This window comes from Azohydromonas aeria (assembly GCF_009760915.1).
In the GTDB taxonomy this organism is placed as follows: Bacteria; Pseudomonadota; Gammaproteobacteria; order Burkholderiales; family Burkholderiaceae_C; genus Azohydromonas; species Azohydromonas aeria.
On sequence record NZ_VIDQ01000001.1, the window covers coordinates 339,478 to 360,595 of the forward strand.

A 21,118-nucleotide genomic window follows, 5' to 3' on the forward strand; every position below is an offset into this window, starting at 1 on the left:
GCCGGACTTTTAGCACGATGGATGCCGGACATCCCTCCAATGGGGGGTCGCTGGTGCGTTTCTTGAACGGGACAGGGGCTGTCCCCGATGCCCGACCGATGAATCCCCCGCCGTCCCCGTCGTCCACCTCCGCCGCCGATGCCGCCGGCGAGCCGCTGCAGCGCGTCGTGAAGATCCGGCGCGACTACAACGCCTGGGTGGCGCGCGAGTCGATGGAGGACTACGCGCTGCGCTTCACGCCGCGCGCCTTCCGGCGCTGGAGCCCGGCGCGCGTGGCGCACACCGCCTTCGGCGCGTCCTCGTTCCTGGTGCTGGAGGCCGTGGGCGCGACGCTGCTGGTGCAGCACGGCTTCACCAACGCGGCGCTGGCGATCCTGGTGACGGGGCTGCTGATCGTGCTGGCCGGGCTGCCCATCAGCGTCTATGCCGCGCGGCACGGCGTGGACATGGACCTGCTCACCCGCGGCGCGGGCTTCGGCTACCTGGGCTCGACCGTGACCTCGCTGGTCTACGCCTGCTTCACCTTCACCTTCTTCGCGCTGGAGGCCGCCGTGATGGCCTACGCGCTCGACCTGGTGTTCGGCCTGCCGCCGGCCTGGGGCTACCTGGTGTGCTCGCTGGTCGTGATCCCGCTGGTCACGCACGGCGTCACCGTCATCAGCGCGCTGCAGATCTGGACCCAGCCGCTGTGGCTGCTGATGCTGGTCGCGCCCTACGCGGTGGTGCTGCACCAGCAGCCCGGGCTGCTGCACGGCCTCTCCCAGCACCCCGGCGCCGACGGCAGCGCGGGTTTCACCTTGCTGGGCTTCGGCGCGGCCACGACGGTGGGCATCGCGCTGATCCTGCAGATGGGCGAGCAGGCCGACTACCTGCGCTTCATGCCGGAGCCCGCACCCGGCCGGCGCGGGAAATTGCGCTGGTGGGGCGCGGTGCTGATGGGCGGCCCGGGCTGGGTCGTGCCGGGCGTGCTGAAGATGCTCGGCGGCGCGCTGCTGGCGCACCTGTGCCTCACGCACATGATGCCCACCGAGCTGGCGGTGGACCCGAGCCGCATGTACCTCGCCGCCTACGAGTTCGTCTTTCCGCACTACGGCTGGGCGGTGGCGGCCACGGGGCTGTTCGTGGTGGTGTCGCAGCTCAAGATCAACGTCACCAACGCCTACGCCGGGTCGCTGGCCTGGAGCAACTTCTTCTCGCGCGCCACGCACAGCCACCCCGGGCGCGTGGTGTGGATGGCCTTCAACATCCTCATCGCGCTGGTGCTGATGGAGCTCGACGTGTTCCAGGCCCTGGGCCACGTGCTGGGCCTGTTCGCCAACGTGGCCGTGGCCTGGATCATGGCCGTGGTGGCGGACCTGGTGATCAACAAGCCGATGGGCTGGTCGCCGCCGGGCATCGAGTTCCGCCGCGCGCACCTGCACGACGTGAACCCGGTGGGCATCGGCGCCATGGGCCTGGCATCCCTGCTGTCCATCGCCGCGCACCTGGGCGCCTTCGGCGCGCTGGCGCAGGCCTTCTCGGCGCTGGTCGCCATGGCCACCGCGCTGGTCGCGGCGCCGCTGATCGCCTGGGCCACGAAGGGCCGCTTCTACATCGCGCGGCCGGTGCACCGGATCGTGCCGGCGAAGGCCGCGGCGGCCGCCGCCGCGCCCATCGGCCAGGCCGCGCCTGGCGCCCGGCCCGCGCCTGTCGCTCAGGTCGCACCTGTCGGCCAGGCCGCACCCGTGAAATGCGTGGTCTGCGAGCGCCGCTACGAGGCCGAGGACATGGCGCAGTGCCCGGCCTACCACGGGATGATCTGCTCGCTGTGCTGCACGCTCGATGCGCGCTGCGGCGACCTGTGCAAGCCGCACGCGCGGCTGGCGCAGCAGTGGGAGCGGCTGCTGCGCGCGCTGCTGCCGCGCGCGGCCGGCGCCTACCTTGACAAGGGCCTGGCGCCGTTCCTGCTGGTCGCGCTGCCCGGCGCGCCGCTGCTGGGGCTGGCGCTGTGGCTGTTGCACCGCCACGCCGCGGCCGGCGGCAGTTTCACCGCCGAGGCGCTGCTGGCGCTGCCGGTGGCGGGCATGGTGCTGTGGTGGCTGGTGCTGGCGCAGCGCAGCCGCACCCTGGCGCAGGAGGAGAGCCGGCGCCAGACCGCCGCGCTGCAGCGCGAGGTGGAGGCGCACCGCCGCACCGACGCCGCGCTGCAGCAGGCCAAGCTGGCGGCCGAGGCCGCCAACCAGGCCAAGAGCCGCTACATCAGCGCCATCAGCCACGAGCTGCGCACGCCGCTGAACTCGATCCTGGGCTACGCCCAGCTGCTGGAGGACGACGCCGCCATGCCGCCGCGGCGCCAGCACGCGGTGCAGGTCATCCGCCGCGGCGGCGAGCACCTGCTGTCGCTGATCGAGGGGACGCTGGAGCTGTCGCGCATCGAGAGCGGCCGGGTGCAGCTGCAGGTCAAGCCGATGGCGCTGCCGGAAACGGTCACGGAGATCGCGCGGCTGTTCGAGCTGCAGGCCACGGCCAAGGGGCTGGACTTCCGCACCGAGATCGCCGGCACGCTGCCGCCCTGGGTGCGGGCCGACGAGCGGCGGCTGCGCCAGGTGCTGATCAACCTGCTGGGCAATGCCGTGAAGTTCACCGCCGCCGGGCGCGTGACGCTGCGCGTGCACGTCGCGCGGCAGATCGCGCGCTTCGAGGTGCAGGACAGCGGCCCGGGCATGAGCGCGCAGGAGCTGGAGCGCGTGTTCGAGCCCTTCGAGCGCGGCAGCGCCCACGGCGGCGGCTCGGGCCTGGGGCTGACCATCGCGCGCATGCTCGTCATCCTCATGGGCGGCGAGCTCACGGCCACCAGCACCCTGGGGCAGGGCAGCACCTTCACCCTGAAGCTGTTCCTGCCGCAGGTGGACGCCCCGCCGCCGCAGGCCGCACGCGGCGCGCGCCGCGGCTACCTGGGGCCGCGGCGGCGGCTGCTGGTGGTGGACAACGAGCAGGCGGACCGCGAGCTGCTGCTCAACCTGCTGGAGCCGCTGGGCTTCGAGTGCCACCAGGCCGCCAGCGGCGAGCAGGCGCTGGCGCTGTGGCCCGCGCTGCGGCCCGACGCCGTGTTCATGGACCTGGCCATGCCGGGCCTGGACGGCTGGCAGACGCTGCAGCGGCTGCGCGCGCTGGGCCTGGGCGACGACGCGCCGGTGGCCATCGTCTCGGCCAACGCCTTTGATCGCGGCTTCGACAACGACCCCGGCGTCACGGCACAGGACTTCTTCGTGAAGCCGGTGCGCGTGGACGATCTACTCGATTGGCTGGAGCGGCGATTGAAATTGGCGTGGATCGAGGAGGTGCCCACGCTCGCGCCAGCTCCAACGCCGGCGCCGGCACGGCCCGCTGCGCCGCCGGCCCTGCCCGACATGCAGGCTGCGCCGCCTGCAACGCCGCCCGACGCCGCCTGGCGCCCCGACCTCACCCTGCTGCGCGCCCTGGACGACGCCCTGCGCCGCGGCCACGTGCGCGGCGCGCGGCAGGCGCTGGAGCGCATCGAGCAATCCGACGACATTCACGGGCCGGCCTTCGCGGCCCCGCTGCGCGCGCTGCTGCAGCGCTTCGAGCTCGACGCCCTGGCCGGCGCCGTGCGCAAGACCCTGGAATCCCTGGACCAAGATGAACAACGAGCCGCCTGAGCTGGACCTGGACCGAGGCGCCGGCGTGGTGCTGGTGGTGGACGACGTGCCCGACAACCTGGCGCTGCTGCACGACGCGCTCGACGAGGGCGGCTACACCGTGCTGGTGGCCACCTCGGGCGAGCAGGCGCTGCAGCGCGCGGGGCAGGCCGACATCGTGCTGCTCGACGCCGTGATGCCGGGCATGGACGGCTTTGAGGTGGCACGCCGGCTGCGCGGCGACCCGCGCACCGCCGCCACGCCCATCGTCTTCATGACCGGCCTGACCGAGAGCGAGCACCTCGTGAAAGCCTTTGCCGCGGGCGTCAACGACTACGTGACCAAGCCCGTGCGCACGAGCGAGGTGCTGGCGCGCATGGCGGCGCACCTGCACAGCGCGCGCAGCCAGACGCAGGCGCGCCGCGTCCTCGACGCCTTCGGCCATGCCAGCGTGGTGCTGCGCGGGCGCGACGGCCGCCTGGTGTGGCAGACGGCGCTGGCGCGGCAGCTGCTGGCCGAGTTCTTCAAGGGCGCCGACGCCACCGGGGACAACGGCCTGGCGCCCGCGCCGCTGCGCCAGTGGATGGGTGAAAAGCCCGCGCTGGGCGCCACCTTCGCCGTGAGCCAGGGCGCGCGGCGCCTGACCTTCGTGCTGCACGAGGCGATGGGCGAGGGCGAGTGGCTGCTGGTGCTGCGCGAGCAGTCCGACGCCGCCACCATCGCCGCTTTAGGCCCGGCCTTCGGCCTGACGGCGCGCGAATCGCAGGTGCTCTACTGGGTATTGCAGGGAAAGACCAACCGGGACATCGGCGACATCCTGGGCACCAGCCCGCGGACTATCACGAAGCACCTGGAGCACGTGTTCGAGAAACTCGGGGTGGAAACGCGCACCGCCGCCGCGGCGCTGGTAATGCAGCGGCTGGGGCCGATGACGGCGGCGGGGCGGTGAAAACGGCTTGAAATATTTCCGTGATATCGGCGAAAGCCGGCCATCGAGTTCGATGTGGAAGGCCGCAGCGTTTTCAAGCGCTGCAGCGCCCCGGCATCAAGACTGCTGAGTCTTCTTCAGGCGCCGGCTCCAGCCCACCGCCATCAATCCCGAAACCACCAAAGCCAAACTGGTGGGCTCGGGCACCGGCACCAGGCTGGCGCTGAAGGTGATGGGCAATTCAGTCACGATACTCGTGCCGTTGGTGAGCACTTCGAGATAAGTGGCCGGCGTCAGGAAATAGGCATAGAACGGATTGGAATAGGTGCCGTCAGCCAGCGAGAAACCCAGGCCATGGACGGTGAGTTGATCCGGCCCGGCGACGCGGATCAGGTTGTCGCCGGTAAATGGTTCGTTGCCTGGGATGGAAAGACCGGTCGGGTACAGCCCGGTGATGGCGACACCGTTGCGGTTGCCGGAGATGGACAGGATTTCATAAAAACCGCTGCCGTCCGCCGTGTCCGTGGTGGTCAGCGTGCCGCTGGCCATGATGCCCGCGCCCGAATAACTCCAGTTCCAGTTCAGCGTTGCCTGGGCACTGCCCGCGGCCAGGGCCAGTGCCGTCGCCAGCGTGGCGGCAAGTTTGTTTTTTTGGACAAGATTTTCACGCAGATTCTCCCGGTCTCGCGCCGTATCGGCACTTGCTGCTCGGAAATCGGCGTCCGGTGAAAGGGGGCTGCACCGGACCGCCCTGGAATCCGGCGCAGGCCGCGAGGCGGCTGCGCCGGTGACTGCCTTGGGTACTGCTGCGGTGGATTCTTGTGAGCTTGGTCAGGCCTGGCACCACCCGGCGCCGTGCCAGGCTTCAAGTCGTGAACCAGTTCACGAACCGGGCATGCCGGACCGGTGGCCCGGCCGTTGTCCTACGCCGACGCCCCGGCGCCGAATGCCACATGACCAGCATTATTCCTGGCCGCCGTTATCGCGTTTCTTGTACTCGCTTTTTACGCTGGCTTTGGACCACTGCCAGGCCGGCAAGGCAGGATAGGATTGCCGTAATTTCAACGACAAGAAGTGAAGTTTCCCAAGGTAATTGCAGGGCGAACACGCACACAGCCCAGGCCACCCCTGCGCCAGCCGCAAGAAAAACTAGGCCGAAAATCAGCAATCTCATTTCTGCGGCTCCGTTGTCAGGCCGTTGGCCTGCTTAATCGTGGTCGGAAGCGCCTGCGTCAAAAGCCACATCGACCGGCACCTGCAAGCCCGTGACGAGGTGGTTCGTCTTGGCGGCCAGCGAAATGATCGCCAACAGTTCCGCGTGCTGTGCATCCGTCATGCCCTGGGCCCGCGCCGCCGCGGTGTGGGAATGCACACAATAGCTGCACGAATTGGCCACCGAGACCGCGATGTAAATGAGCTCCTTGGTCAGCGGATCGAATTCCGAGGGCGTGGCCATCACCTGCTTGACCTCGGTCCAGGTCTTTTCCAGCAGCGCCGGGTCGAAGGCGAGGCTGCGCCAGAGGTTGTTGATGAAATCCGTCTTGCGCGTGGCGCGGATGTCGTCGAAGACGGCTTTCACGCGGGGATTGGATTCCGGGTCAGCGGGCGGTTTTATGGTGGACATGGGCGGGTGGCGGCCGTTGAGAAGAAAAGCGCGATCAGTTCGCGCCTTGCCAGGAAAACCGCGCCGCGTGCTCCAGCCGGTATTCGTCCAGCGGCCCGATGCGCGGCGTGGCGGCGGGAATGTTGCAGTGCTGCCTGAGATAGACGAAGGCCGTGAAAATTTCCGTGGCCGGCGGGTCGAAGCGCTCGACGCCGATTTCGACGCGCTCATAACCGTCCGGATCGCCGGTGCGCTCCAGCCGGTCCATGCGCTGGATGTCGGCGTCGGTGATTTCATACAACTCGCCGACGACTTGATGGCCGTGTCCCGGCGGGGAAACCAGGCAGGGCACTTCGCCCTTACCCAGGAGATACAGGCCAAATTTGTCCGACGTGCGGAATTGGCCCGGCACGCGGCGGCCGGTATTGACGTGCTGATTGACGAAACCCTGCTTCAGGGAGCCGTAGACGAAGAGGTGGGGCATAGGTGGGGTGTGCAATTCAGGCGATGAGAAATCCTGTCGTGCAAATCGGTAGCTGTTATTGTTCGTACTCATTTCGGGCTTGGTGGTGTGCCCAGCGTAAAGCCGATCAAATCGCCGTTATAGCCTTGGTAAACGAGAAATGCACTCACGACCAAAGTGAGAACATGTGGTAGTGCCACGTGTGGCATCGCCCAAGCATGAGAAAACCAAATATTCTTTTGCTTCGTTTCAATTTCGCCATCCTGCTGAGCACTGGCTTTGCCTTCGAGAATGTCTTTTGCTATGTGCCACGACCAGTCGATGCGTGGTGCGGACTGGGGGCGATTGGCTTCAAGTTCGCGCAAGAAGTTATTGAATTCGATTTGGCGCATTCGGACATAGTGCCTCATTTGGTGCCTGCGGCTGGCGTGTTCCACGACCCAAAAGGCTAAGCTGCTGATGGCTGCTATGATGAAGAATCCGTAAGCACGGTATTGAAAACCAAGGCCGAGTGCCACGAGGCTAAGTGTTACGCCCCAACTTTTGACTGTGAGCAGGCGTTGATCAGAATCGGCAATGGTTTTTACCAGCGCAAAATACTCGTCCTTCTCGAAGTCGATAGACATGAAAGCTCCAATCGGTTGCTGGCTGATATCGCCCCTGGCACGTTATGGTAATACGCGAAGCGCTGCATTGATTGAAATTCAGCCGTTGGCGATCCCGCGCGATCGATTTCTAGCTTGCCGCACACGACCAGGAACATAGTACGCAACTGGGCACGTCGCCTGCCGCCCTTGCTCCGCAACAACGCTAAGGAGCCCTTTCATGAAACAGCAAGGCGACACCTCCAAGCATCGCAACGTGGACGCCGTGGCCGAGAAGCAGCGCGGCATCCAGAAGCAGCAGGACCAGAAGGACAACCGCAAGATGCAGCAGGGCGGCGGGGGCGAGCAGCAGAACCCGCCCCAGACCGGTGCCCGCGAGCAGCCCACGGATTTGCCGGCGCAGCACATCGAGAAGCCCGGCATCGAGGCCGAGCTGCAACTGCAGCCGCAGTTCCAGGCGCCGCAGTACAAGGGCAGCGAGAAGCTGCAGGGCATGGCGGCGATCATCACCGGCGGCGATTCGGGCATCGGCCGCGCGGTGGCGGTGCTCTATGCGCGCGAGGGCGCGGACGTGGCCATCGTGTATCTCAACGAGCACGAGGACGCCGCGGAAACCCGGCGCCATGTCGAGGCGGAGGGGCGGCGCTGCATCCTCATTCCCGGCGACGTCAAGGACGCCGCCTTCTGTCGCGACGCCGTGCAGCGCACGGTGGAGGCCTTCGGCAAGCTCGACATCCTGGTCAACAACGCCGCCTTCCAGGAGCATGCCGACAGCCTGGAGGACATCACCGAGGAGCGCTTCGACGAGACGATGCGCACCAACATCTACGGCTACTTCCACATGGCCAAGGCGGCGCTGCCGCACCTCAAGGAGGGCAGCTCCATCATCAACACCGGCTCGGTGGTGGGCCTGGAAGGCAGCCAGCAGCTGCTGGACTACAGCACCACCAAGGGGGCGATCCACGCCTTCACCAAGTCGCTGGCGTCGAACGTGCTCAAGCGCGGCATCCGCGTCAACGCCGTGGCGCCCGGGCCGGTGTGGACGCCGCTGAACCCGGCCGACCGGCCGGCCGAGGGCGTGGCCGAGTTCGGCAAGCAGACGGAGTTCAAGCGCGCGGCGCAGCCTGAGGAACTGTCGCCCGCCTACGTGTTCCTGGCCGCGCCGGCTTGCGCGGGCTACATCACCGGGATCGTGCTGCCGGTGACGGGGAGCGTGGGCGCCATCTGACCTGAACCCGCTACGCCATTTGGCGTAGGCGCGCCGGAACTACGCAAGTTGTCGTATTCCGGCGCGCGGCGCTGCCTTCGACACTGCCTCCCGTTCGATCAACGGCCCACAGCAGAGGGCACCAAGAGGGGAAGCAGACATGAAGGCAAATCGTCGCGGTTTCAATCTGGCGCTGGGCGCCGTGGCCATGGGCGCGCTGGTCGCCACGGCACTGCCGGCGGCAGCTGCCGACACCATCAAGGTCGGCGTGCTGCACTCGCTCTCCGGCACCATGGCCATCTCCGAGACCGTGCTCAAGGACACCGTCCTGATGGCCATCGACGAGATCAACGCCAAGGGCGGCGTGCTGGGCAAGAAGCTGGAGCCCGTCGTCGTCGATCCCGCTTCGAACTGGCCGCTGTTCGCCGAGAAGGCGCGCCAGCTGGTGAGCCAGGACAAGGTGGCCGTGACCTTCGGCTGCTGGACCTCGGTGAGCCGCAAGTCGGTGCTGCCGGTGTACGAGGAGCTCAACGGCCTGCTGTTCTACCCCGTGCAGTACGAGGGCGAGGAGCTGAGCAAGAACGTGTTCTACACGGGTGCCGCGCCCAACCAGCAGGCCATTCCCGCCGTCGAGTACCTGATGAGCAAGGACGGCGGTAGCGCCAAGCGCTTCGTGCTGCTGGGCACCGACTACGTCTATCCGCGCACCACCAACAAGATCCTGCGCGCCTTCCTGAAGTCCAAGGGCGTGGCCGACGCGGACATCATGGAGGAGTACACCCCCTTCGGGCACTCCGACTACCAGAGCATCATCGCCAAGATCAAGAAGTTCTCCTCCGAGGGCAAGAAGACCGCGGTGGTCTCCACCATCAACGGCGACTCCAACGTGCCCTTCTACAAGGAGCTGGGCAACCAGGGCCTGAAGGCGACGGACGTGCCGGTGGTGGCCTTCTCGGTGGGTGAGGAAGAGCTGCGCGGCGTGGACACCAAGCCGCTGGTGGGCCACCTGGCCGCCTGGAACTACTTCATGAGCCTGAAGAACCCCACCAACGACGAGTTCGTCAAGAAGTGGGCCGCCTATGCCAAGGCCAAGAACATCGCCGGCCACAAGGACAAGCCGCTGACCAACGACCCGATGGAGGCGACCTACATCGGCGTGCACATGTGGAAGCAGGCCGTCGAGAAGGCCAAGAGCACCGACACCGACAAGGTCATCGCCGCCATGGCCGGCCAGACCTTCAAGGCGCCGAGCGGCTTCGTGGCCAAGATGGACGAGAAGAACCACCACCTGCACAAGCCTGTCTTCATCGGCGAGGTGAAGGCCGACGGCCAGTTCTCGGTGGTGTGGAAGACCCCGGGCCCGATCAAGGCCCAGCCCTGGAGCCCGTACATCCCCGGCAACGACAAGAAGAAGGACGAGCCGGAGAAGGTGGCCGCGGCCAAGTAAGCCGCGGGGGCAGCCAGGCGGCTGCCCCATGTCACCCGGAGGCGCCTGGCGCCTCCTGCCCCTGGCCCGAGACAGCGGCCGAGGGGCCATGAACATTTCCAAGGGCGGGAGAACATGACTCCGTTATTCAGGGGCCTCCTGGCCCTGCTCATGGCGCTGGCGGGCTGGTCGGCGCAGGCGCTGACGCCGCAGCAGGCGCGCGCCATCGCCGAGGGCGACAACGACGCGCGCGCGCAGGCGCTGGCCGAGGCCGTCGCGCAGGGCGGCGACGCCGCGCTGGCGACTTACGTGCAGGCGATGCTCGACGACGCGGTGCGCGTCACGCCGGAGCGCGTGCTGATCGTGAGGAAGGACGGCTCGGCCGTGGACGCCGCCACCGGCGCCGCCGCGACGCTGCCCGACGACGCGCAGGACGTCACCAACAACAACCGCATGCGCCGCGAGCTGCAGGCGGCGCTGGCGGCCCTGAACCTGTTCTCGCCCGAGCGCGCCGCGCGCGCCGCCGCCATCAAGGCGCTGGCCGACGAGATGGAGGAGTTCAAGCTGCCGCTGGTCGAGAAGGCCCTGGCCGCCGAGACCGACGCCAAGCTCAAGGAGCGCCTGGGCCTGCTGCGCGCGGCGGTGCTGGTGGCCTCGCCGCAGCGCGAGCAACGCCTGGAGGCGGCGCGGCTGCTGTCCACCAGCGGCGAGCCCAGCGCGCGCGCGCTGCTGCTGCAGCGCCTGGAGGCCGAAACCGACCCCGAGCTGCGCACCGTCATCGCCGCCGGCATCCAGCAGATCGAGTCGCGCCTGGCCTGGGGCGAGCGCGCGGGCGTGCTCGTCACCGGCTTCAGCCTGGGCTCGATCCTGCTGCTGGCAGCACTCGGCCTGGCCATCACCTACGGCCTGATGGGCGTGATCAACATGGCCCACGGCGAGCTGATCATGATCGGCGCCTACGCCACCTACCTGGTGCAGAACGCCTTCCGCGCCTGGCTGCCGAACCTCTTCGACTACTACGTGCTGCTGGCGATTCCTGCCTCGTTCCTGGCTGCCGCGGCGGTGGGCGCGGTGCTGGAGCGCACCGTCATCCGCTGGCTCTACGGCCGGCCGCTGGAGACGCTGCTGGCCACCTGGGGCATCAGCCTGGTGCTGATGCAGTCGGTGCGGTCCCTGTTCGGCGCCCAGAACGTGCCCGTCGAGAACCCGGCCTGGCTGTCGGGCGGGCTGGAGCTGGCGAGCAACCTGACGCTGCCCTACAACCGGCTGGCCATCATCGTGTTCGCGGGCCTGGTGCTCGCCGGGGTGGCGCTGCTGATCTCGAAGACGCGGCTGGGCCTGTTCGTGCGCGGCGTCACGCAGAACCGGCGCATGGCGGCCTGCGTGGGCATCCACACCGCGCGCATCGACACCTGGGCCTTCGCGCTGGGCGCGGGCCTGGCGGGGCTGGCCGGTTGCGCGCTCAGCCAGGTCGGCAACGTCGGCCCGGACCTGGGCCAGAGCTACATCGTGGACAGCTTCATGGTCGTGGTGCTGGGCGGCGTGGGCCAGCTCGCGGGCACCGTCTGGGCCGCGCTGGGGCTGGGGCTGCTCAACAAGTTGCTTGAAGGCTGGGCCGGTGCGGTGCTGGCCAAGATCATGGTGCTGGTGTTCATCGTGGTGTTCATCCAGAAGCGGCCGCAGGGCTTGTTCGCACTCAAGGGGAGAGAGGCATGAGCGCCGTACTTCATGGGCCGGTGGGCCTGACGCCGCGGCGCGGCCTGCTGCTGGGCACGCGCGGCTGGGCCGGCGTGGGCGCGGCGCTGATGGCGGTGCTGGTGATCGTGCCGTCGCTGAACCTGATGCTGCCGGCGGCGCACCCGCTGCACCTGCCCGACCACATGGTGGCGCTGGTGGGCAAGATCATGTGCTACGCCATCTGCGCGCTGGCCATGGACCTGATCTGGGGCTACACCGGCATCCTGTCGCTGGGCCACGGCCTGTTCTTCGCGCTGGGCGGCTACGGCATGGGCATGTACCTCATGCGCCAGATCGGCACCGACGGCAACTACAAGAGCGAGCTGCCCGACTTCATGGTGTTCCTGGACTGGAAGGAGCTGCCCTGGCACTGGGCCTGGAGCGACTCGCTGGTGCTGCAGCTGGTGCTGGTGCTTGCGGTGCCGGGGCTGCTGGCCTGGGTGTTCGGCTACTTCGCCTTCCGCTCGCGCATCAAGGGCGTGTACTTCTCGATCATCACGCAGGCGCTGACCTACGCGGCGATGCTGCTGTTCTTCCGCAACGAGACCGGTTTCGGGGGCAACAACGGCTTCACCGACTTCAAGCGGATTCTCGACGTGCCGCTGGCGCAGCCTTCGACGCGCATGGTGCTGTTCGTGCTGACGGGCCTGACGCTCATCGGCTTCTTCCTGATGGCGCGCGCGCTGGTGCACAGCCGCTTCGGCCGCGTGCTGCAGGCCATCCGCGACGCCGAGACGCGCGTGCGCTTCACGGGCTATGACCCGCTGGCCTACAAGCTGGCAATCTGGACGCTCTCCGCGGTGATGTGCGCCGTGGCCGGGGCGCTGTACGTGCCGCAGGTGGGCATCATCAACCCGGGCGAGATGTCGCCGGCGGCCTCCATCGAGATCGCGGTGTGGGCGGCGGTGGGCGGGCGCGCGACGCTGATCGGCCCGATCGTGGGCGCCTTCTTCGTCAATGGCGCCAAGAGCTGGTTCACGCAGGCCTTCCCCGAGTACTGGCTGTACTTCCTGGGCATGCTGTTCATCGCGGTGACGCTGTTCATGCCGCAGGGCATCGTCGGCCTGGTGCGCCGCTTCACCGGCGCGAAGAAGGAGGAGCGCGCATGACGCCCGACCTGATGGAAGACCGCGCGCAGGCCTGGGCCGCGCATGCGCAGAAGGCCGGCGGCGGCGGCGCCGCCAAGGCCTGGGAAGGCGGCTTCGGCCGGCCGATGCAGTCCGGGGTGCCCGACTTCGCGCAGGGCGTGGCGCTGTACGTGGAGGACGTGACGGTGAGCTTCGACGGCTTCAAGGCGCTCAACGCCCTGAGCCTGTCCATCGATGCGGGCGAGCTGCGCTGCATCATCGGCCCCAACGGCGCGGGCAAGACGACCATGATGGACGTCATCACCGGCAAGACCGCGCCCGACCAGGGCAAGGTCTTCTTCGGCTCGAACATCGACCTGCGCCGCCTGCGCGAGAACGACATCGCGCAGATCGGCATCGGGCGCAAGTTCCAGAAGCCGACCGTCTATGAAGAGCTCAGCGTGTTCGAGAACCTGGAGCTGGCGCTCAAGGCGGACCGGCGCGTGCGCGCGAGCCTGTTCTCGCGCCTCACGGGCGAGCAGCTGGACCGCATCGGCGCGATGCTGGAGCGCATCCACCTGAAGGCTTCCGCGCAGCGCCTGGCGGGGCTGCTCTCGCACGGGCAGAAGCAGTGGCTGGAGATCGGCATGCTGCTGATGCAGGACCCGAAGCTGCTGCTGCTCGACGAGCCGGTGGCGGGCATGACCGACGAGGAGACCGAGCGCACGGCGGAGCTGTTCCTGTCGCTGGCCGGGGAGCATTCGCTGATGGTGGTGGAGCACGACATGAAGTTCGTCGATCAACTGACGCAGGGGCACCGCAAGGTGACGGTGCTGCACGAGGGCCGGGTGCTGGCCGAAGGGCTGCTGTCGCAGGTGCAGAACGACGAGCGCGTGGTGGAGGTGTACCTTGGGCGCTGATCCGGCTGTTCCGGTTGACACCAATCCCGTCCGGGCCGATCCCGTCCAGGCGGCATCGCCTGGCCCGGGCGCGGGCCCTGCGGCGAGCGCGGCGCGAACGGAGAGGAAGCACGAGGTGATGCTGCAGGTCGAGGGCCTGAACCAGTACTACGGCGGCTCGCACATCCTGCGCAACGTCGCCTTCGAGGCGCGGCGCGGCGAAGTCACGGTGATCCTGGGGCGCAACGGCGTGGGCAAGACCACGCTGCTCAAGAGCCTCATGGGCGTGGTGCCGATCAAGGGCGGCGCGATCAAGCTGGAGGGGCAGGACGTGTCGCGCGCCGCGCCTTACGAGCGCGTGCGCGCCGGCATGGGCTACGTGCCGCAGGGGCGCGAGATCTTCGGCCGGCTCACGGTCGAGGAGAACCTGAAGATGGGGCTGGCCAAGCTGCCGGGCGGCACGCCCATTCCCGACGAGATGTTCGAGCTGTTTCCCGTGCTCAAGCAGATGCTGGGACGGCGCGGCGGCGATTTGTCCGGGGGGCAACAGCAGCAGCTCGCCATCGCGCGGGCACTGGCCGGCAAACCAAAACTGCTGATCCTGGACGAGCCGACGGAGGGCATCCAGCCCAGCATCATCAAGGACATCGGCCGCGTGATCCGGCGCCTCGCGGAGCGCGGCGACATGGCGATCCTGCTGGTGGAGCAGTACTACGACTTCGCCGCGGAGCTGGCCGACCAGTACCTGGTGATGGAGCGCGGCGAGGTGGTGGCGCGCGGCGCCGGGCGCGACATGGAGGCCAACGGGGTGCGGGGGCTGGTGGCGATTTGAGCCGCCGCGTCTTCGCATCAACCGCTGATGCGAAAGCGGGCGGTTTTCGCATCATTTTTTGATGCGATTCGGAGTCCTCTCGCATCACGCGTGCAGACGTGCGCCCGGCCTGCGCCGCCCCGCTCACGCCGCCAGCAACTCCTCGATCCGCTCTCTTAACCCCTCCGGCGAGGCCAGCGCCTCGGCCGCCAGCGGCTCGCCCACCACCAGCTCCACGCGGTTGAACAGGCCGCGGCGCAGCGGGCGGCTCATCAGGCCCTTGCCGTCGATGCGCGAGAAGCTCGATCCCCACAGGTTGTGCAGCGCCAGCGGGATCACGGGCACGGGGTGGGTGCGCAGGATCTTCATCACGCCGCCCTTGAAGGGCTGCAGCCGGCCGTCGCGGGTGATGGCGCCCTCGGGAAAGATGCCCACCAGCTCGCCCTCGTCCAGCGCGCGGCAGGCTGCCTGGAAGGCGCGCTCGTAGGCCGCGGGGTCGTCCTTCTGCGGCGCGATGGGGATGGCCTTGGCCAGCCGGAACAGCCAGCCCAGCAGCGGCGTGGCGAAGATGCGGTGGTCCATGATGAAGCGGATCGGGCGCGGGCTGGCCGCGGCGATCAGCAGCGCATCGACGTAGCTGACATGGTTGCAGGCCAGCAGCGCCGCGCCCGTGGCCGGGATGCGGTCCCGCCCGTGCACCCGGAACCGGTACGCCAGGTGCGTCGCGATCCATGACGCGAAGCGCAGCAAATACTCGGGCACGAGCAGGAAGATGTAGCTCGCCACCACCGCGTTGAGCAGGGCCACGGCCAGGAACACCTGCGGTATGTCCAGCCCGGCCTGCAGCATCAGCCCCACCAGCACGCTGCTGACGATCATGAACAGCGCGTTGAGGATGTTGTTGGCGGCGATGATGCGCGCCCGGTGCGTGGGTTGCGCGCGCATCTGGATCAGCGCGTACATGGGCACGCTGTAGAGGCCCGCCGAGAGCGCCAGCAGGGCGAGATCGGCCAGCACGCGCCAGTGCGCGGGCTGCGCCAGGAACGCGCCCACGCCCTGCAGCGCCGGCGTGGCCGGGGGCAGCGCGCGCACGGCGAAGAAGAGGTCGATGGCGAACACGCTCATGCCGATGGCGCCGCAGGGCACCAGCCCGATCTCGACCTGGTGGCGCGACAGCCGCTCGCACAGCAGCGAGCCCGCGCCGATGCCCACCGAGAACACCACCAGCAGCAGCGAGGCCACCTGCTCGTCGCCGCGCAGCACGCCCTGCGCGAAGGCCGGGAACTGGCTCAGGAACACCGCGCCGAAGAACCACATCCAGCTGATGCCCAGCAGCGAGCGGAACACCGCCAGCTGCGCATGCGCCAGGCGCAGGTTGCGCCAGGTCTCGGTGAACGGGTTCCAGTTCATGCGCAGGCCCGGGTCGCTCGCGGGCGAGGCCGGCAGCGCCTGCGCAGTCAACCGCCCGGCCAGCGCCAGCGCCACGCACCCCAGCGCCACCAGCGCCGCGCCGTGCTGCGGCAGCGCGATCAGCAGCCCGCCGGCGACGTTGCCCAGCAGGATGGCCACGAAGGTGCCCGACTCCACCAGGCCGTTGCCGCCGGTGAGCTCGTGCTGGTCCAGGTGCTGCGGCAGGTAGGCGTACTTCACGGGGCCGAACAGCGTGGACTGCAGCCCCATCAGGAACACGCAGCCCAGCAGCAGCGGCACGTGCGCGGCGAGGAAGCCCCAGGCCGCCAGCGCCATGATGGCGGCCTCCAGCGTCTTGAGGGCGCGCATGAGCGTGCGCTTGTCGAGCCGGTCGGCGATCTGCCCGCCGGTGGCCGAGAACAGCACGAAGGGCAGGATGAACAGCGCCCCGATCACCAGCCCGGCCAGCTCCGCCGGCAGCCACGCCAGATGCAGCTGGTAGGTCACCATCACGGTGAGCGCGAACTTGAACAGGTTGTCGTTGAACGCCCCCAGGAACTGCGTCCAGAAGAACGGGGCGAAGCGCCGCTGGCGCAGCAGGGCGAACTGGCTGTGGGAGGGCTCCATCGGGCGCGGCTTTCCTCGGGTGGCGACGCCCCGAGGATTACGCACGCTTACAGGGCTTGGCTATACAGGGCGGCCCGGCCCCGGCGCGACGCCGTCAGGTCCGCCACACCCGCGGCGCGCAGGCCGGCAGCTGCCAGCCCAGCTCGCGCCAGCGCGCCCACAGCGCCTGCATCAGCCGCTGCGCGGGCTCCACGCGCGCGGCCAGCACGCGCAGCACCAGCAGCCGCGGCGAGGGGCTGGTGACGCCGGCCAGCGGCTCGCCCTCGCACAGTGCGCGGCCGGCTTCCAGCAGCGCCTCGCGCAGCCCGGGCGCGAAGGGCTGCGCCGACGCGAACCACAGCGTGCCCAGCACGCGCTGCCCGGCCCAGCCCAGCGGGCTGTCCAGCAGCCGCGTGTCCTGCGCGTCGATGAGCCCGCGCTCTAGCCACAGCCCGGGCAGCTCCAGGTGCTGCAGGAAGCGGCCCTGCCGCCAGGGCTCGCCGGAAGCGGGCAGGCCCAGCGCGACCGTGTCCCAGCCGATCATCTGCGCCGCGTCGCGCAGCTCGAAGCGCTGGCGGTTCTCGGCGAGGCAGGCGTCGTGGGCGATCGCCTCCAGCGGCAGCCACTCCAGCCGCGCGTCGCCGTGCAGCGTGGCACGCACCGACTGCAGGGCCTGCTCGCCGCGGCTGCGGTAGAAGCGGGTGGCGCCCGGCGTGGTCAGCACCGCGTGGCTGCCGGGCTCCAGGTCCAGCGCCAGGTGCAGCTCGTCGCCGCCGGCCACGCCGCCGGGCGGGTGCACCAGCACGTGGTGGCACACGTCCGGGCCTTCGGGATAGAGCCGCTGCAGCACGCGCAGCGGGCCCTGGTGGCGGTCCAGCGCGACGGTGCGCCCGTTGTCGCGGAAATAGCGGATCGAGAGTTCAGCGTGCCAGGCCATGCGGCAAGAGGCGGCCGCGGCGGGCCGGGTGCGTAAACCCGCAAGTGTCGCAGAGGCTCGGGCCTCGGCCCGCGCCGCCGGGCGCGCCCGGCCGCCGGCGCGGCTCCCGGGATCACCGCCCTTGCAAGTGCGTGCGCAACTTCCTGACCGGCTTCGGCAAGACCTGCATGGGGACGGCGGCCGGGGCAAGCCTCGTTCCCGTCAAGGAGGGCGCATCGCCGGTCGCGGCAATGCCCGCCAGCGGGCGGACAAGGCAGCGAACCGCGCCGCATCCTGCGCGGCCAGTGGTTCCCGTTTCCTTGTTGCATCGGTATTGACACCGAATGCACCAGTAACGGGCACGGGCATTGCCCGCCTTTCCTGGACCGCCACCCGGGTCCCTCGCGATGAAAACTTCAACGAATTCATCCCCGCCCGCTGCATCGCCGGTTCATCCCGAGGACCCCGACGCACCGTCCACGCGCCAGGAGGAATGGCGCAGCTTCATCTTCCTGACCGTCGTCACCGCCCCGGTGCTGGCCGTGCTGATCGTGGCCGGCTGGGGCTTCATCGTCTGGATGTACCAGTTGCTGTCCGGGCGGCTGCCGGGGTACACGCCGTGACGGCGCCCCCCGCGCAAAGCCCGGCGCGCGAGCGCGAAGTCCACATCGCCGGCGTGCTGGTGCAGGCTCGCGCCGAGGCCGTGGCGCGGCTGCGCGGCGACATCGCGGCGCAGCCCGGCGCCACGCTGGCGCAGTGGGCGCCGGACGGGCGGCTGGTCGTCGTGCTGGAGCACGAGGGCGGCGCGGCCATGGTGCAGGCGCTGTCGGCGCTGCGCGACCTGCCCGGCGTGCTCAACGTGGCGCTGGTGTACCAGCACGCCGAGCCCTGGGAAGCCCTGCAACAGGAGATGCCGTAAAGGCTAGGGGAGTTCTCCATGTCCATTCCCGTTCCCATTCCCGTGGTCAACGAGGGCGCCGCCGGCACGGCCGGCGGCCGCGGCTGCACGCGGCGCGACTTCGTGCGCGCCAGCGCCGCGGCCAGCACCGCGCTGGCCGCGGGGCTGCCGCTGTCCGCCGAGGCGCAGAACGTCGTCACCGACGCCGCGCGCACGCAGATGAAATGGTCCAAGGCGCCGTGCAGGTTCTGCGGTGTGGGTTGCGGCGTCAACGTCGCGGTCAAGGAAGGGCGCGTGGTGGCCACGCACGGCGACCCCAACTCGGAAGTCAACCGCGGCATCAACTGCGTCAAGGGCTACTTCCTGTCCAAGATCATGTACGGCGAGGACCGGCTCACCCAGCCGCTGCTGCGCATGAAGGACGGCAAGTACGCCAAGGACGGCGAGTTCCAGCCGGTGAGCTGGGACGTGGCCTTCGACACCATGGCCACGCAGTTCAAGCGCGTGCTCAAGGACAAGGGCCCTTCAGGCATCGGCATGTTCGGCTCGGGCCAGTGGACCATCTGGGAGGGCTACGCCGCGGCCAAGATGATGAAGGCGGGCTTCCGCTCCAACAACATCGACCCCAACGCGCGCCACTGCATGGCCTCGGCCGTGGCCGGCTTCATGCGCACCTTCGGCATGGACGAGCCCATGGGCGTGTACGACGACATCGAGCAGGCCGATGCCTTCGTGCTGTGGGGCTCGAACATGGCCGAGATGCACCCCATCCTGTGGACGCGCGTGACCGACCGGCGGCTGTCCGCGCCGCACGTCAAGGTCGCCACGCTGTCGGTGTACGAGCACCGCTGCTACGACCTCTCCGACCTGACGCTGACGTTCCGGCCGCAGACCGACCTGGCCATCCTCAACTACATCGCCAACCACATCATCCAGACCCGCGCCGTGAACCGCGACTTCGTGGACCGGCACACGCGCTTCATGATGGGCAACACCGACATCGGCTACGGGCTGCGGCCGAGCGATCCGCGCCAGCAGAAGGCCAAGAACTGGAGCAACGCCGGCGGTGGCCAGCCCGCGACCTTCGACGAGTACGCCCGTTTCGTCAGCACCTACACGCTGGACTACACCGCCAAGCTTGCCAACGTGCCGCGCGAGCGGCTGCAGGCGCTGGCGCAGCTCTACGCCGACCCGAAGGTCAAGGTGATGTCGTTCTTCACCATGGGCTTCAACCAGCACACGCGCGGCACCTGGTGCTCGCACCTGCTCTACAACCTGCACCTGCTCACCGGCAAGATCAGCACGCCGGGCAACAGCCCCTTCAGCCTCACCGGCCAGCCCAGCGCCTGCGGCACCGCGCGCGAGGTCGGCACCTTCGCGCACCGGCTGCCCGCGGACATGGTGGTGACCAACCCCAAGCACCGCGCCGAGGCCGAGCGCATCTGGCAGTGCCCCGACGGCACCATCCCCGACAAGCCCGGCTACCACGCGGTGCTGCAGAGCCGCATGCTCAAGGACGGCAAGCTCAACGCCTACTGGGTCATGGTCAACAACAACATGCAGGCCGGGCCCAACGTCGCGCAGGAGATCTACCCGGGCTACCGCAACCCCGACAACTTCGTCGTCGTCTCCGACGCCTACCCCACCGTCACGACCATGGCCGCCGACCTGATCCTGCCCGCGGCGATGTGGGTGGAGAAGGAGGGCGCCTACGGCAACGCCGAGCGCCGCACCCAGTTCTGGCACCAGCTGGTCAAGCCGCCGGGGCAGGCGCGCTCGGACCTGTGGCACCTCATGGAGTTCACGCGGCGCTTCCGCATGGAGGAGGTGTGGACGCCGGAGCTGCTGGCGGCCAAGCCGCAGTGGCGCGGCAAGACGCTCTACGACTTCGTGTTCCGCAACGGCGTGGCCGACCGCTTCCCGCTGGGCGAGATGGAGCCCGGCTACGACAACGACGACGCGCGCTCGGCCGGCTTCTACGTGCAAAAGGGGCTGTTCGAGGAGTACGCGCAGTTCGGCCGCGGCCACGCGCACGACCTGGCGCCCTTCGACACTTACCACAAGACCACGGGCCTGCGCTGGCCGGTCGTCAACGGCAAGGAGACGCTCTGGCGCTACCGCGAGGGCTCGGACCCCTACGTCAAGGCCGGCGAGGGCTTCCGCTTCTACGGCAACCCCGACGGACGGGCGGTGATGTGGGCGCTGCCCTACGAGCCCGCGGCCGAAGAGCCCGACAAGGAGTTCCCGTACTGGCTGTGCACGGGCCGGGTGCTGGAGCACTGGCACACCGGCAGCATGACGCGGCGCGTGCCCGAGCTCTACCGCGCGTTCCCGAACGCCGTGGCCTTCATCCACCCGGAGGACGCGCGCGCGCTGGGCGTGCGCCGCGGCGAGATCGTGGAGATCGCGTCGCGGCGCGGCAGCATCCGCACCCGCGTCGAGACGCGCGGGCGCAACAAGCCGCCGCGCGGCATGGTGGTCGTGCCCTTCTTCGACGCCAGCCAGCTCATCAACAAGGTCACGCTCGACGCCACCTGCCCGATCTCGCTGCAGACCGACTACAAGAAATGCGCGGTGACCATCCGCAAGGCTGGCGGGCTGCCGGCGCAGGGAGGCACGGTATGAACGCCCGGGCCTTCCTGATCGCGCTGCTGCTGGGCGCCGGGGCGGCGGGCGCGGCGCTGGCCGTGGACGCGACCGACCGCATGCGCGGCGCGCCCATCATGGAGACCACGCCGCCGCCGCCGCTGGTCAACTCCGACAACTCCGACATCCGCCGCGTGCGCAACTACGCCATGCAGCCGCCGGTGATCCCGCACAAGATCGACAACTACCAGCTCGACAAGGACGCCAACCGCTGCATGTTCTGCCACGCGCGCACGCAGACCAGCGCCAGCGGCGCGC

Annotated in this window: 18 protein-coding genes; 12 read left to right on the forward strand and 6 right to left on the reverse strand. The window is 69.0% G+C overall.

Annotation, left to right across the window (positions count from 1 at the left end):
• The first annotated feature begins 98 nt into the window (after positions 1 to 98).
• A complete protein-coding gene (locus FJ694_RS01695; RefSeq protein WP_157263765.1) occupies positions 99 to 3,659 on the forward strand; it encodes a hybrid sensor histidine kinase/response regulator in 3,561 nt (1,186 codons plus the stop codon).
• Complete coding sequence (locus FJ694_RS01700; RefSeq protein WP_157263767.1) at positions 3,640 to 4,587, forward strand: response regulator transcription factor; 948 nt, start codon at positions 3,640 to 3,642, stop codon at positions 4,585 to 4,587. The genes FJ694_RS01695 and FJ694_RS01700 overlap by 20 nt, the downstream gene beginning before the upstream one ends.
• Before the next feature lie 96 nt (positions 4,588 to 4,683).
• Here the strand turns inward: FJ694_RS01700 and FJ694_RS01705 are convergent, their stop codons facing one another.
• The 4 genes from FJ694_RS01705 to FJ694_RS01720 form a co-directional block, all read right to left on the reverse strand.
• Entirely contained in the window at positions 4,684 to 5,115 is a 432-nt protein-coding gene (locus tag FJ694_RS01705) for a PEP-CTERM sorting domain-containing protein (RefSeq protein ID WP_198320675.1), read from the reverse strand.
• A 658-nt stretch (positions 5,116 to 5,773) separates the two neighbouring features.
• Positions 5,774 to 6,190, reverse strand: a complete 417-nt coding sequence (locus FJ694_RS01710) for a carboxymuconolactone decarboxylase family protein (protein WP_157263769.1) — start codon at positions 6,188 to 6,190, stop codon at positions 5,774 to 5,776.
• Positions 6,191 to 6,224: 34 nt separating this feature from the next.
• Positions 6,225 to 6,653 carry a gamma-glutamylcyclotransferase family protein gene (locus FJ694_RS01715; RefSeq protein WP_157263771.1) on the reverse strand — a complete coding sequence of 143 codons (429 nt, stop codon included), beginning with the start codon at positions 6,651 to 6,653 and terminating at the stop codon, positions 6,225 to 6,227.
• 68 nt (positions 6,654 to 6,721) lie between these two features.
• Entirely contained in the window at positions 6,722 to 7,258 is a 537-nt protein-coding gene (locus tag FJ694_RS01720; protein WP_157263773.1) for a hypothetical protein, read from the reverse strand.
• A 199-nt stretch (positions 7,259 to 7,457) separates the two neighbouring features.
• Between FJ694_RS01720 and FJ694_RS01725 the strand changes: the two genes are divergently transcribed.
• From FJ694_RS01725 to urtE, 6 genes are all read left to right on the forward strand, one after another.
• Positions 7,458 to 8,465 (forward strand): SDR family oxidoreductase, encoded by a 1,008-nt coding sequence (locus FJ694_RS01725; RefSeq protein WP_157263775.1) that lies wholly within the window; start codon positions 7,458 to 7,460, stop codon positions 8,463 to 8,465.
• Positions 8,466 to 8,604: 139 nt separating this feature from the next.
• Positions 8,605 to 9,891, forward strand: coding sequence for an urea ABC transporter substrate-binding protein (urtA, locus tag FJ694_RS01730; RefSeq protein WP_157263777.1), 1,287 nt, complete (start codon positions 8,605 to 8,607; stop codon positions 9,889 to 9,891).
• Positions 9,892 to 10,005: 114 nt separating this feature from the next.
• Complete coding sequence (urtB, locus tag FJ694_RS01735) at positions 10,006 to 11,586, forward strand: urea ABC transporter permease subunit UrtB (RefSeq protein ID WP_157263779.1); 1,581 nt, start codon at positions 10,006 to 10,008, stop codon at positions 11,584 to 11,586.
• Positions 11,583 to 12,716 (forward strand): urea ABC transporter permease subunit UrtC, encoded by a 1,134-nt coding sequence (gene urtC / locus FJ694_RS01740; RefSeq protein WP_157263781.1) that lies wholly within the window; start codon positions 11,583 to 11,585, stop codon positions 12,714 to 12,716. The genes urtB and urtC overlap by 4 nt, the downstream gene beginning before the upstream one ends.
• Positions 12,713 to 13,594 carry an urea ABC transporter ATP-binding protein UrtD gene (gene urtD / locus FJ694_RS01745; protein WP_157263783.1) on the forward strand — a complete coding sequence of 294 codons (882 nt, stop codon included), beginning with the start codon at positions 12,713 to 12,715 and terminating at the stop codon, positions 13,592 to 13,594. The genes urtC and urtD overlap by 4 nt, the downstream gene beginning before the upstream one ends.
• A 118-nt stretch (positions 13,595 to 13,712) precedes the next feature.
• Positions 13,713 to 14,405, forward strand: coding sequence for an urea ABC transporter ATP-binding subunit UrtE (urtE, locus tag FJ694_RS01750; protein ID WP_157263785.1), 693 nt, complete (start codon positions 13,713 to 13,715; stop codon positions 14,403 to 14,405).
• Positions 14,406 to 14,528: 123 nt separating this feature from the next.
• Here the strand turns inward: urtE and FJ694_RS01755 are convergent, their stop codons facing one another.
• Both FJ694_RS01755 and FJ694_RS01760 read right to left on the reverse strand, forming a co-directional pair.
• On the reverse strand, positions 14,529 to 16,421 hold the full coding sequence (locus tag FJ694_RS01755; protein WP_157263787.1) for an MFS transporter: 1,893 nt from the start codon (positions 16,419 to 16,421) through the stop codon (positions 14,529 to 14,531).
• A 94-nt stretch (positions 16,422 to 16,515) separates the two neighbouring features.
• Positions 16,516 to 17,337, reverse strand: a complete 822-nt coding sequence (locus tag FJ694_RS01760; protein WP_157263789.1) for an urease accessory protein UreD — start codon at positions 17,335 to 17,337, stop codon at positions 16,516 to 16,518.
• A 386-nt stretch (positions 17,338 to 17,723) separates the two neighbouring features.
• Between FJ694_RS01760 and FJ694_RS01765 the strand changes: the two genes are divergently transcribed.
• The 4 genes from FJ694_RS01765 to FJ694_RS01780 form a co-directional block, all read left to right on the forward strand.
• Complete coding sequence (locus FJ694_RS01765; RefSeq protein ID WP_157263791.1) at positions 17,724 to 17,939, forward strand: periplasmic nitrate reductase, NapE protein; 216 nt, start codon at positions 17,724 to 17,726, stop codon at positions 17,937 to 17,939.
• Positions 17,936 to 18,235, forward strand: coding sequence for a chaperone NapD (locus FJ694_RS01770; protein ID WP_157263793.1), 300 nt, complete (start codon positions 17,936 to 17,938; stop codon positions 18,233 to 18,235). Before FJ694_RS01765 ends, FJ694_RS01770 begins: the two co-directional genes overlap by 4 nt.
• Before the next feature lie 18 nt (positions 18,236 to 18,253).
• On the forward strand, positions 18,254 to 20,839 hold the full coding sequence (gene napA / locus FJ694_RS01775; RefSeq protein WP_157263795.1) for a periplasmic nitrate reductase subunit alpha: 2,586 nt from the start codon (positions 18,254 to 18,256) through the stop codon (positions 20,837 to 20,839).
• Positions 20,836 to 21,118 (forward strand): nitrate reductase cytochrome c-type subunit (locus tag FJ694_RS01780; RefSeq protein WP_198320676.1); only part of this gene is annotated, 283 nt, incomplete at its 3' end. The genes napA and FJ694_RS01780, both read left to right, overlap by 4 nt.

What these genes read in the sequence shown, in the direction of transcription:
- FJ694_RS01695 (WP_157263765.1), top strand. Translation starts at nt 99, where the DNA reads ATGAATCCCCCGCCGTCCCCGTCGTCCACCTCCGCCGCCGATGCCGCC.
- FJ694_RS01700 (WP_157263767.1), top strand. Translation starts at nt 3,640, where the DNA reads ATGAACAACGAGCCGCCTGAGCTGGACCTGGACCGAGGCGCCGGCGTG.
- FJ694_RS01705 (WP_198320675.1), bottom strand. Translation starts at nt 5,115, where the DNA reads ATGGCCAGCGGCACGCTGACCACCACGGACACGGCGGACGGCAGCGGT.
- FJ694_RS01710 (WP_157263769.1), bottom strand. Translation starts at nt 6,190, where the DNA reads ATGTCCACCATAAAACCGCCCGCTGACCCGGAATCCAATCCCCGCGTG.
- FJ694_RS01715 (WP_157263771.1), bottom strand. Translation starts at nt 6,653, where the DNA reads ATGCCCCACCTCTTCGTCTACGGCTCCCTGAAGCAGGGTTTCGTCAAT.
- FJ694_RS01720 (WP_157263773.1), bottom strand. Translation starts at nt 7,258, where the DNA reads ATGTCTATCGACTTCGAGAAGGACGAGTATTTTGCGCTGGTAAAAACC.
- FJ694_RS01725 (WP_157263775.1), top strand. Translation starts at nt 7,458, where the DNA reads ATGAAACAGCAAGGCGACACCTCCAAGCATCGCAACGTGGACGCCGTG.
- urtA (WP_157263777.1), top strand. Translation starts at nt 8,605, where the DNA reads ATGAAGGCAAATCGTCGCGGTTTCAATCTGGCGCTGGGCGCCGTGGCC.
- urtB (WP_157263779.1), top strand. Translation starts at nt 10,006, where the DNA reads ATGACTCCGTTATTCAGGGGCCTCCTGGCCCTGCTCATGGCGCTGGCG.
- urtC (WP_157263781.1), top strand. Translation starts at nt 11,583, where the DNA reads ATGAGCGCCGTACTTCATGGGCCGGTGGGCCTGACGCCGCGGCGCGGC.
- urtD (WP_157263783.1), top strand. Translation starts at nt 12,713, where the DNA reads ATGACGCCCGACCTGATGGAAGACCGCGCGCAGGCCTGGGCCGCGCAT.
- urtE (WP_157263785.1), top strand. Translation starts at nt 13,713, where the DNA reads ATGCTGCAGGTCGAGGGCCTGAACCAGTACTACGGCGGCTCGCACATC.
- FJ694_RS01755 (WP_157263787.1), bottom strand. Translation starts at nt 16,421, where the DNA reads ATGGAGCCCTCCCACAGCCAGTTCGCCCTGCTGCGCCAGCGGCGCTTC.
- FJ694_RS01760 (WP_157263789.1), bottom strand. Translation starts at nt 17,337, where the DNA reads ATGGCCTGGCACGCTGAACTCTCGATCCGCTATTTCCGCGACAACGGG.
- FJ694_RS01765 (WP_157263791.1), top strand. Translation starts at nt 17,724, where the DNA reads ATGAAAACTTCAACGAATTCATCCCCGCCCGCTGCATCGCCGGTTCAT.
- napA (WP_157263795.1), top strand. Translation starts at nt 18,254, where the DNA reads ATGTCCATTCCCGTTCCCATTCCCGTGGTCAACGAGGGCGCCGCCGGC.